Genomic DNA, 10,814 nt, shown 5'->3' with positions numbered 1-10,814 from the left:
GACATTCGTGAAAATCCGTAGATACTCTCGTAGGATGCGCGCGCGGGTTTGCGCCGCAATAAGAAAAGCGCCCAACCCTTATGGCGGGTGTGACGCTTTTGTTACCACATTATTCTATGACGTTTAACCCTCAATGCGCTACTGACAGGAAATTCTCAGGTCTTTAGCGGGGTGCGGGGATGTATATCCGCCTTTAGGGGTAAAAATAGGTGATAAAAAGAGCCTTGATTGTGACTGAAGTTTTCACGATCAAGGCTCTTTTACGATGGGGGGGGGAGAGAGAAAGATGCTCTAACGCATCCACCCCTCAATCAGGCCCATTCCGAAATGCACCGCAAACACCGCCGAAACCACGTACATGAGCCAGTGCACCTCGCGTCCGCGACCGGTCGCCACACGGATAACCGTGTACGAAATAAACCCGGCACCAATACCGTGCGCAATCGAATACGACAGCGGCATGATGACGATCGTCAAGAAGGCCGAAATTCCCAGGGCAAGATCGTTCCAATCAACATTAACCGCCTGGCGCACCATCAGGAACCCGACGAACACCATTGCGGGGGCGACCGCCTCAAAGGGGACAATCGTCACCAGGGGAGAGAGGAAAATAGCGCCCAGGAAGAGCACACCTGTCACCACATTTGCCAGACCTGTGCGGGCTCCCGCGCCAATACCGGTTGCCGACTCCACGAATACCTGGTTGGTTGAGGTTGAGGTGCCGCCACCGGCGACCGCGCCCAGCGCATCTACCAGAAGCAGACGGTCGATGTCTTCGATCTTGCCGTCTTCATCGATAGAACCGGCTTCGACCGCCATACCCATGATGGAGCCCATCACATCGAAAAACGCCGAAATGAGGATGGTAAACACCAGCAGAATTGAGGCCATTGCACCCAAAGAACTGAAGGCGCCGAAAAGATCTGCGGAGAACAGAAGCGAAAAATCGGGCAGACCAAAACCGCTGCCGTCCCAGGTGGGCACGTTAAGCGACCAGCCAAGAGGGTTAGCATGCACGCTGCCGGAGGGGGCGACCGCCTCCAGAATAAGCGAAAGTGCCGTGGATGCGAGCATGCCGTAGAGAATAGCGCCGCGCACCTGACGAACATACAGAATAATGGTCAGGAACAACCCCACAATAAACACGAGAGTGGGCCAGCCGAGCAGATGCCCGTGAACACCGAACACGACAGGGGTTGATCCGGTCTCTGCACGGCGAATAATTCCGGCGTTCACCAGCCCAACAAAGGCGACAAAGAGCCCGATACCCACCACGATTGCGGTTTTCAGGCTTTCGGGCACGGCGTCGAAAACGGCGGTGCGGAAACCGGTCAGCACGAGGGCGGTCATGAGCACACCCGCCCACACGACCAACCCCATAATCTGCGGCCAGGTGAGGTTAGGAGTCGTGGCTATCGTAGTCGCCAGCAGCGCGTTCACGCCCAGTCCCGCCGCCATCGCGAAGGGGTGTTTGGCGTAAACGCCTAGAAGAATGGTCATCACGCCTGCAACAAGCGCGGTCATGGCGGCAACCTGCGGCACGCCGAGGGAACGTCCGGATGAATCGGGCGTGAGGCCGAGAATAAGCGGGTTGAGCACCACAATATAACTCATGGCGAAGAAGGTCGCTAAACCGCCGCGAATTTCGGTGCTGATAGTTGAGCCACGCTCGGTAATGTTGAAGTAACGGTCCAGTGTGCCGCCCGAACTGCTGGGTTTAGGCGTCTGGGGAGCCGCGGTGTTCTCAGAAGACATTCGTGAAAATCCGTAGATACTCTCGTAGGGCGCGCAACCGCCGGTTGGGGATGCGCATAAGAAAAGCGCCAGCCGTGGGGCGTGACGCTCTTGTTACTACAACATTCTAGGGGGAATAACCCGTAAAAGGCTACTTCTTTGCGTCTGCGCATGATGGTCGCTTTTAGGCGGTAAGTTTTCCATGAGGGCACCACCCGCGCTGTAGGCGAAACCCCATCGGCACACGCTCACAACACTGCTAAGATAAGGGTTACCTAAGGATGATATGTGCCGCCTGGGAATTGGCGCTGGGCGCGCATCCTGAAGCATGAAGAAGGTTGTTATGAGTGAGTATCCAGCCGCAGAATCTCTGCCCGTTCGTCAGCGTTCCACGGTCAGTACCGACCGCCCGGCACGTTATATTAAACAGCTTGGCTCACATATGGGTCGCAAAATTAGTACCGAGGAAATTCCTGGTGGATTGCGCTTAATCTTTAATCGCGACGGTATCTTTCGTGGGTATGGCGATCTGGTAGCCGATGATGCGAACCATGCGCTCATCATGGAGGTTCGTGCCGAAGACGACGAGAAAGCACAGAGCCTTGCAGGCGTGCTGGAGCGTCACCTTGTGCGTTTTGGCGAGCGCGAAGAACTAGTCGTGGAATTCCACGCGGTCTAACCCCTGTATTCATTCTGCGAGCAGGTAGGATTTCGCCGAAAAGGTAGGATTTTCCTACCTGTTCGTGCCAAAAGCCACCTGCTCGCGGGCTAATAAAACTCACCGAGACTGCATCGGTGGGTTTTATTGCGTTTTATGACGGAAAAATATTTTAAGAAACTTTACCCTACAAATATACAGGTCAGGAGAAAATAACTATTAGGGTTTTTGTGGCTTTATGTGGTGTTCTATAGACTTTCGGGTTGCGCTGCAACCGCCTCACCGGCGAACCGGATGCGGAATACCCCGTCGAGAGTCGTAAAGTCGCTGCGGCTTAGCTGACAACCGTTATAAAGTTCAGGATGCTCATGCTTCGCTTGACAAGGGGTCCCGCATCGCCTGGGGGCGATGCACCCTTAGGCGCTCGCTATGAGCATCCTGAACTTTTAGTGTGTTCTCGTAACGCAGGCGACGAATTTTGTGCTCGCACACATATTCCGAAGTCGTGACAGGAATATTAATGATGGAGCCTTCAAAATCCTTGGGATAAAAACATGAAAAATGTGTCTTTTGAGTGGTTCAGCTCATGTTTTCTGCGTTTGCTCAGGCATGACCGCTAAAATAAGCAAGGATGTTAAGGCTAAGCTCGCCCTATGGGTGAACTTTGAAAGGAAAAATACGTGTCTGAAGCTGCACGCCCGTTGCGCGTTGCCGTTATAGGTGCGGGTCCTGCGGGTATCTACGCCGCCGATCTGCTCACCAAATCTGAGGAAGTACGCTCTGGAGCCGTTGAGGTTTCTATCGACATTTTTGACCGTTACCCCGCGCCCTTCGGGCTCATTCGTTACGGTGTGGCGCCCGATCACCCGCGCATCAAGGGCATTATCACCGCCCTACATAAGGTACTTGACCGCGGTGATATTCGATTCTTCGGCAATGTCGAATACGGTAAGGATTTGAACCTTGCCGACCTGCGCGAGCATTATGACGCCATTATCTTTGCGACCGGCGCTATTTACGATGCGCCCCTGCCTATTAAGGGCATCGACCTGGACGGTTCCTATGGTGCTGCCGACTTCGTCTCGTGGTATGACGGTCACCCCGATTACCCGCGCACCTGGCCGCTAAACGCGAAGGAAATCGCGGTGCTAGGTAACGGCAACGTGGCGTTGGATATTGCGCGTGTGCTCTCTAAGCACGCCGATGATCTGCTCGTCACCGAAATTCCCGAGAATGTGTACGAAGGGCTGAAATCTTCGCCCGTGACCGATGTGCACGTCTTTGGCCGTCGCGGCCCCGCGCAGATCAAGTTCACCCCCTTGGAGCTGCGCGAGCTCTCTCATTCCCGCGATGTCGATATTGTGCTCTACGAAGAGGACTTCGAGTTCGACGAGGCTTCGGACGAAGCTATTCAGACGAATAACCAGGTTAAGACCATGATGAAGACCCTCACCACCTGGCTTACCGACCAGGAGGAGGGCGAGCAGACAGCATCGCGCCGCCTGCACCTGCACTTCCTGCAGTCCCCGCACGAGATTCTGGGTGAGGACGGCAAGGTTGTGGGTATCCGCATGGAACGCAATAAGCTTGACGGTAAGGGCGGTATCGAGGGCACCGGCGAGTTCGTGGACTACCCCGTGCAGGCCGTGTACCGCGCGATCGGCTACTTCGGATCTGAGCTGCCCGAGGTTGGTTATGACGCTGATAAGGGCGTGATTACTAACGTTGAGGGCCGTGTGGTCGATGAAAATGGCGAGCACGTGCCCGGTCTGTACGCTACCGGGTGGATTAAGCGCGGACCGGTAGGTCTGATTGGCTCCACGAAGGGCGATGCGCTTGAAACCATCACCCACCTGTTGGAGGATCGCGAGAATCTGTACACCGCTCCCGAACCGGATGCTGACACCTTCAGCGATTACCTGGATTCTAAGGGCATTCGCTATACCACCTGGGAAGGCTGGCACCGTCTGGACGGTCACGAAAAGGCGCTCGGTGCGGCATCACAGGATGCGAAGGGTGAGCCGCGTGAGCGTGTGAAGGTTGTTGACCGTGATGAGATGATTCGTATTTCGCGCGGCGAGTAATAGCTGTACGCAGCGATTTTCTGCGGTACATGAGCCGCAATGAAGAATCCCCGCCGGGTCTTCGGCACAGCCCGAAACCGGCGGGGATTTCTTGTATCAAAATCATAGTGTGCGCGTGCGCGCGGCATATTTTACGCCTTTTTGCTGAACCTGTGTAGGGGATGCGCGGCACTTACCCGGTCATTTCGCGCTGTTTGCGGGGGTTATTCAGAAAAATTTTGAGAAATTTCTGGTGACTATAAAATACGTTCTGACTAGTAGCTATGTAGGTGAGCAGGGTATCTTAGAAGGGGGAGTGTGGCGGGTATGAAGAAGTTTTTGAAGAATCCGGCTTGCACGGCTTAAAAATCTGTCATAGACTAGTTGAGGTTCGAACGACGGGACGAAAAAGAACCCGTTCGCATCGACTAGGCCCCCATCGTCTAGCGGCCTAGGACGCCGCCCTTTCACGGCGGTAGCACGGGTTCAAATCCCGTTGGGGGTACTTGCAAATCCTCAGATTTGCAAAGCCATGTTGAAGAAGCAGATTATACCCCTGCCGAATCCAACAAGGCCCCGTAGCGCAGTTGGTTAGCGCGCCGCCCTGTCACGGCGGAGGTCGCGGGTTCAAGTCCCGTCGGGGTCGCTCTGGCCGCGTGATTCAGGTGAAGAAATTCATCACGAAGACGCGGTCGTTGCGTATCTGCTTCGATGCGCAAGGCTCTGTAGCTCAGTTGGTAGAGCGTGCGACTGAAAATCGTAAGGTCACCGGATCGACGCCGGTCGGAGCCACAATCCGCCCTCCAGGCTTCTACAGTGGGGGCGGATTTTTCTTTAACCGCGCCCTGGTCTCAAGCCTGCGTATTCTATGTCTTGTGAATTATATTTTGTACGCCCGCAGTCTTTTTCTGTTAAAAGAGCCTTGATTTCAAGCAAGAGTATTTTTCGACGCTTTCTTGAAATCAAGGCTCTTTTTACACTAGGGAAGAGGAGAGTAGTAGCTGGCAGAGCGGTAAACACGCCGGTTCGTTTCAATTTCTTGGAATTTCCGTTAGGGTGGAGACGTTGTGTTATTTTGGACAACACCTGTACACACGGCGGCAAAACCGGCGCATACGGAAGAGATCGAATGCCAGCACCCATTCCCCAAGACACCATACCGTCGAACTCCGCGCAGGCAACACGCACTGCGGGAATCGAATTCTCCCAGGTCACCAAACGCTACGGCGCTAACACCGTGGTCAATAACCTGACTCTGAGCATCCCCGCCGGTGAAACCACCGTTTTCGTCGGTTCCTCAGGGTGCGGTAAAACCACCACCCTGCGCATGATCAACCGCATGGTCGAGCCGCAGGAAGGCACGATCACCATCGGCGGGCAAAATATTGCAGATCAAGACCCCTACAAGCTGCGCCGATCCATCGGGTACGTCATGCAAAGCGGCGGGCTGTTGCCGCATCGTACCGTGCTTGAGAACGTTATGACCGTGCCCCTGTTGAACGGCACCTCCAAATCGCAGGCGAAAGAACGCGCTCTTGACCTTCTGGGTACCGTGGGTTTGGATGCGTCCTTAGCGCAGCGCTACCCGGCTCAGCTTTCCGGCGGGCAGGCCCAACGCGTGGGAGTCGCGCGGGCGCTCGCGGCGGATGCCTCCATTCTGCTCATGGACGAGCCGTTTTCTGCAGTCGATCCGATTGTGCGCACCGAACTGCAGGAAGAACTTTTGCGCCTGCAGGGCGAGCTGCATAAGACCATTGTTTTCGTAACCCACGATATTGATGAGGCCCTATTCCTCGGCGATAATATTGCGGTCTTCGCCCCCGGCGGCAAGCTCGCCCAGTACGGCGCTCCCGAAGAGATCCTGACGAATCCCGCTAATGATTTTGTGGAATCTTTCGTTAGCCAGTCCGTGGGTGCCTTGCTGCCTGCCGATGTGATGCGCCAGGTGCGGTATATTCGCCGCGAACGCTACCGCCGCACACGCGAAGCCGCAGTATCGGGCGAGGGCACCGCATCAACCTCTGGGCGGGGATAGTATGAACCTGTTGCTGGCAGATTCGATGCACTGGGACTGGTTGGGAAATAACATCCAGCGCGTCCTTGATTTGACCCTCAATCACCTGTACCAGGGCATTATTCCGGTACTTGTGGGAACCGCTCTGTCGATTCCGGTGGCGCGGTATGCGAGCCGACGCCGCGCGCGGGAAGACGGCGCGAAAACCTACCGGAGTGGTGCACACGCCCTGGTGCACGGCTTCGGGCTGCTCTACACAATCCCGTCGATTGCGCTCTTCGTGCTCATGCCGCTGATTCTAGGAACCAGCATTATTTCGCCGGTGAACGTGCTCGTGGCGCTCACGATCTACACGATGGCGCTGATGGTGCGTTCCGGGGTAGACGCTTTTAACGCGGTTCCCGAGCACGTAGTGGAGTCATCGCGCGCCCTGGGGTACACCCCGGCTCGTGCGTTTTTCACGGTGGAATTACCGCTCGCTTTGCCCGTGCTTTTTGCCGGTATCCGCGTGGCGACGGTGGCGAATATTGCGATGGTATCTGTGGGCGCGGTTATTGGTGTTTCTTCGCTCGGCACGCTTTTTACCGACGGACTAGCGCGTAGTATCCCTGCCGAACTTATCACGGGCGTGGTGCTCAGTGCTGCCCTCGCCTACCTCGCCGATGCGCTTCTTGCCCTCACGGCACGGCGCCTGACCGCCTGGAGGACCGCATGAATGTTATAGAACGCACCTTCGCTTTTCTGGGTGATGGCACCAACTGGCAAGGGCCTCAGGGCATTCTTGCGCGCACCATTGAGCATCTGGGCATCACCGTGTTTGCGGTTGCGATTGCCCTAGTGATTGCCGTGCCTTTGGGTCTGTGGGCTGGGCATACTCGCCGCGGCGGGCACGCTCTGCTGGGGGTTACCGCCGCTTTGCGCGCTCTGCCCGCCCTGGGTTTGCTGACTCTGCTGGCTCTCTGGTTTGGTGTTAACGCGATTCCGCCGCTCGTTGTGCTCGTGATTATCGCGGTAGCGCCCCTGCTGGCGCATACCCTCGAAGCCGTGACCGGGATTGACCCGGATGCGGTGGATGCGGCACGCGCCCAAGGCATGACCGAAGGGCAGATTCTTCGCCGGGTTGAGATTCCTCTGGGTCTTCCGGTGTTTATGGGTGGTCTGCGCAGCGCGGTGCTGCAGGTGATCGCGACCGCGACTATTGCCGCCTACATTAATGGGAATAACCTGGGCCGGTACCTTTTTGATGGGCTGGCGGTGCGGGACTATCCGCGTATGCTCGTGGCAACCCTGCTGGTAGCTGTGCTCGCCTTCGTGGTGGATGCGATTATGGCCCTAGCGCAGCGGGCCGTGACCCCCGTGCCCTTGCGGGGTGGAGGCGCATCCAAACGTCATGGGCAACCGAAACACGAGAGCGCACTGGATGCGGCAAACTCGCACACGGAAGGGGCGCACGCATGAGCCTGGTGCATCGCCGAAACACGAACGATCGTTCTTTTCTTTCCGGAAAGAGCAAGAAATACCGTGAAACAGCGGAGACTGGAATGGCACGCGGCGTTACCAGGCGGCGGGCATTGGGTGTCCTCGGTGCCTTCGGGACGCTGGGAACGCTGAGCGCCTGCGGGCTGAGCGGCGAAAACGTTTTCGGCGGTGAACACGACGGTATTATCGTGGGGTCAGCAGCGTTCGCAGAGTCGCAGATTCTCGCCGAAATATACTCCCAAGCGCTAAATAAAAACGGGTTTAAATCGAGCACCCAGCTGGGGATTGGCGCGCGTGAAGCCTACCTGGGGGCGCTTACCTCCGGGGCTATCGACGTGGTTCCCGAATACTCGGGCAACCTGCTGTTGTATCTTGACGAGAATTCCACAGCGCAGACTAAACAAGAGATTCTGCAGGCGCTCGGTGGGGTGCTGGATAAAAACCTCAAGGCTCTGGACGCCTCGCAGGCGGAAAATAAAGATACCTTAGTCGTCACCCAGCAGACCGCCCAGAAATACAATCTGCACACCCTGGATGATATGGCGAAGGTCTGTACCGAACTGAAGATTGGTGCCGCTCCCGAATTTGCCGAACGCGCCTATGGAATTCCGGGGCTCAAAGATAAGTACGGGTGCGTTCCGGCGGAATTCGTCTCGCTTGCGGATGGGGGAGGGGCACTTACCGTCAAAGCCCTGCAGGATAACACCGTGCAGGTTGTAGATTTGTACTCGACCACCCCGGCAATTACACAGAACAATTTTGTGATGCTCGAAGACCCGAAAAACATGATCCCGGCGCAGCAGGTACTCCCCATTATCAACACCAAACGGGTTCCCGAGGATGCGCAGGCGGTACTGAACCGCATCAGCGCGGTGCTGACGACCGACGATTTACGCTCGCTCAATGACGAGGTATCCGGCGATAAGAAACTGGACCCATCCACGGCAGCGGCAAACTGGCTCAAAGATAAGGGGATGTTGTAGCCTTTCTTCCTTTTCTGCGCTGGGTGCTGGATACCGCTAGGTTCTGGTGCTCAGCATATGCCGGTTGGGGCATCCATTCCTTGAAGTGCAAAGAGCTTTGATCGTGAATAAAGCGTTGGCAATCCCGCTTTATTCACGATCAAAGCTCTTTGTGTAGGCGGTGTACTAGAGGGCACCACAACTGTATACGCACGATGAAACACGTTCAAGAATGCTCCCAAATATCCTTGACCTTCAACGTTAAAGTAGATAGCCTTGAGTGAAACTTCCGTAGTCCATGAAATGTGAATGCGTTCACGGAACTAGAGCGCGAATACGCCAGTGATCGTTGCTTATACGGAAGATGTCATGCCTGATCAAGCCTCAGTTAAAGAGGCGCGGCGCATTATGCCCATCTGCTTTGGCGCGGGCAGAGTGTGCTCGTGAGCATCACACCATCTGAAACTACACACTTCCGGGGGAGTTCCTGATGTCTGAAGAATATAAAGCCTCACAAGAAGACGTGCACTTCGATAACGGCAGAGCAGACCAGCTGATGCGTCAGCTGCGTGAAGCCTCCGAATATTTGCACACCACGGACTCCACCCAGCGTTCAGGCGCTCGCGATCAGGCGATGACCGAATTTGCCGGACCGTACGCGGATCTTTTCGCGCACAACACGGAAACTGCTCTTCGCGATGGAAAACGGCTGGGCGATGCGCTCTCCGATGCCGCCAATGAGCTTCAGAAATATAAGAGCCTACGACTACAGTAAGAATGCCGGGGACGACTGGAGTGTGCGTGGCATGATGCTGAGTGCTGCAACCGGAGGCACGATGAAAGGACTCGGATCTGGCATCAAGACAATCCCTAAAATGAAGCTTGATAGCACCGATTACACAAAGTTCCCCATAGTCCGTAATGCAAAAGAGGGGAGCAAATTGCAGCGCTGGGGTTCCGCTACCCTTAAGAATACGGCATCCGAAGGGCTAAATCGTATGGTCGATATTCCTCAGTCTGCAGCTACAGCTCCTTTACAGAATGAAATTCTGCGTAAGGACAGGGACGAATATATGGCAAAGCATCCAGGGGAAAATCCTGATGCCCGTAATCGTGCTCAGGTTAAGGATAAAAACGCGTGGGAGATTGCGAGTGATACAGCGGTGGATGAGTTGAAGAAGCAGTGGGATCCCAAAACCGTTGCCAAGTTTAATGCAAATATTAAGAAAGACTCTAAACCATCAAATAGTTCCAATTCTTCTAATACAATAGAAAGTCATAACGCAACTCCAGAGAGCACCTCAGAATAGGGATAAAAAGGAGTGATTCTACGTGGATAATGCATTTTTAGGTCCTATAATCTCTGCACTAGGTAGAAGTTTTCAGTCGAAACGTAATCGAGGGAAGTCTACAGGTAAAAAGAATATCCATCGGATGGGTTTTCTTCTTTTGGCTGCATACGGATTTTGGGCTGTTTCTCTTGTGGCATTAGTGTTATTTCTGTATTTTTATTTCCGTTTTAATCGTTTTGACGGTATATGTCAGGGAATTTTGATGTCATGTCCTGTAGCAGGTCTGTTGTTTTATGTGTGGTATCGGAATGCGTATGTGGAGATTACGCGTACGTATGTGTTGCGGCGTACTTTTCTCCGGTTTGTTGAAAAGGTTGAATATCGTCGTATTCGTGATTTTGGATACTATGAGCGGACAGATCGTGACAATAATTTTGAGGATGGATTATATATTGATGGTCCGTATAATGATGAAGGGTATTTTGATGAAGGGATAGAGCTTCATAGCAACTGGGTGAATATGTCGTATGTATTGGGGCAGTTGGCGTTTCGTATTGTGAATGAGCGTTGGGCTGAGCCTGAGTCTGACGAGGATCAGAACTTGATTCAGGA

The 10,814-nt window shown here is 54.6% G+C and carries 10 protein-coding genes and 3 tRNA genes; 12 read left to right on the top strand and 1 reads right to left on the bottom strand.

Features of this window, described 5'->3' with window-relative positions; all coding sequences use genetic code 11:
• Positions 1–291: 291 nt before the first annotated feature.
• On the bottom strand, positions 292–1,755 hold the full coding sequence (locus tag HMPREF3164_RS06365) for an NCS2 family permease (protein ID WP_070449713.1): 1,464 nt from the start codon (positions 1,753–1,755) through the stop codon (positions 292–294).
• Positions 1,756–2,077: 322 nt separating this feature from the next.
• On the opposite strand from HMPREF3164_RS06365, the gene HMPREF3164_RS06360 reads away from it, so the two are divergent.
• From HMPREF3164_RS06360 to HMPREF3164_RS06305, 12 genes are all read left to right on the top strand, one after another.
• Positions 2,078–2,413 (top strand): DUF2218 domain-containing protein, encoded by a 336-nt coding sequence (locus HMPREF3164_RS06360; RefSeq protein WP_048780084.1) that lies wholly within the window; start codon positions 2,078–2,080, stop codon positions 2,411–2,413.
• A gap of 659 nt (positions 2,414–3,072) precedes the next feature.
• Positions 3,073–4,476 (top strand): FAD-dependent oxidoreductase, encoded by a 1,404-nt coding sequence (locus tag HMPREF3164_RS06355; RefSeq protein ID WP_070449710.1) that lies wholly within the window; start codon positions 3,073–3,075, stop codon positions 4,474–4,476.
• A 411-nt stretch (positions 4,477–4,887) separates the two neighbouring features.
• Positions 4,888–4,960, top strand: a tRNA-Glu gene (locus HMPREF3164_RS06350).
• A 67-nt stretch (positions 4,961–5,027) separates the two neighbouring features.
• A tRNA-Asp gene (locus HMPREF3164_RS06345) sits at positions 5,028–5,101 on the top strand.
• Between the two features lie 73 nt (positions 5,102–5,174).
• Positions 5,175–5,247: transfer RNA gene (locus HMPREF3164_RS06340), tRNA-Phe, on the top strand.
• A gap of 337 nt (positions 5,248–5,584) precedes the next feature.
• Entirely contained in the window at positions 5,585–6,490 is a 906-nt protein-coding gene (locus tag HMPREF3164_RS06335) for an ABC transporter ATP-binding protein (protein WP_070449707.1), read from the top strand.
• A gap of 1 nt (position 6,491) precedes the next feature.
• Entirely contained in the window at positions 6,492–7,184 is a 693-nt protein-coding gene (locus tag HMPREF3164_RS06330) for an ABC transporter permease (protein ID WP_070449705.1), read from the top strand.
• Positions 7,181–7,927 (top strand): ABC transporter permease, encoded by a 747-nt coding sequence (locus HMPREF3164_RS06325; protein WP_070449701.1) that lies wholly within the window; start codon positions 7,181–7,183, stop codon positions 7,925–7,927. Before HMPREF3164_RS06330 ends, HMPREF3164_RS06325 begins: the two co-directional genes overlap by 4 nt.
• A gap of 83 nt (positions 7,928–8,010) precedes the next feature.
• Positions 8,011–8,931: an ABC transporter substrate-binding protein gene (locus tag HMPREF3164_RS06320; protein WP_210398373.1), complete on the top strand. Its 921-nt coding sequence runs from the start codon at positions 8,011–8,013 to the stop codon at positions 8,929–8,931.
• Positions 8,932–9,400: 469 nt separating this feature from the next.
• Complete coding sequence (locus HMPREF3164_RS06315) at positions 9,401–9,685, top strand: hypothetical protein (RefSeq protein WP_070449695.1); 285 nt, start codon at positions 9,401–9,403, stop codon at positions 9,683–9,685.
• 31 nt (positions 9,686–9,716) lie between these two features.
• Complete coding sequence (locus tag HMPREF3164_RS06310) at positions 9,717–10,220, top strand: hypothetical protein (RefSeq protein ID WP_048753423.1); 504 nt, start codon at positions 9,717–9,719, stop codon at positions 10,218–10,220.
• Between the two features lie 22 nt (positions 10,221–10,242).
• Positions 10,243–10,814, top strand: a 572-nt coding sequence (locus HMPREF3164_RS06305; protein ID WP_141744111.1) for a hypothetical protein, incomplete at its 3' end; no start/stop codon positions are given.

The sequence above is a fragment of the Rothia sp. HMSC08A08 genome, assembly GCF_001808385.1.
Taxonomy (GTDB): Bacteria; Actinomycetota; Actinomycetes; order Actinomycetales; family Micrococcaceae; genus Rothia; species Rothia dentocariosa.
This window is presented reverse-complemented; position numbering and strand designations above follow the sequence as displayed.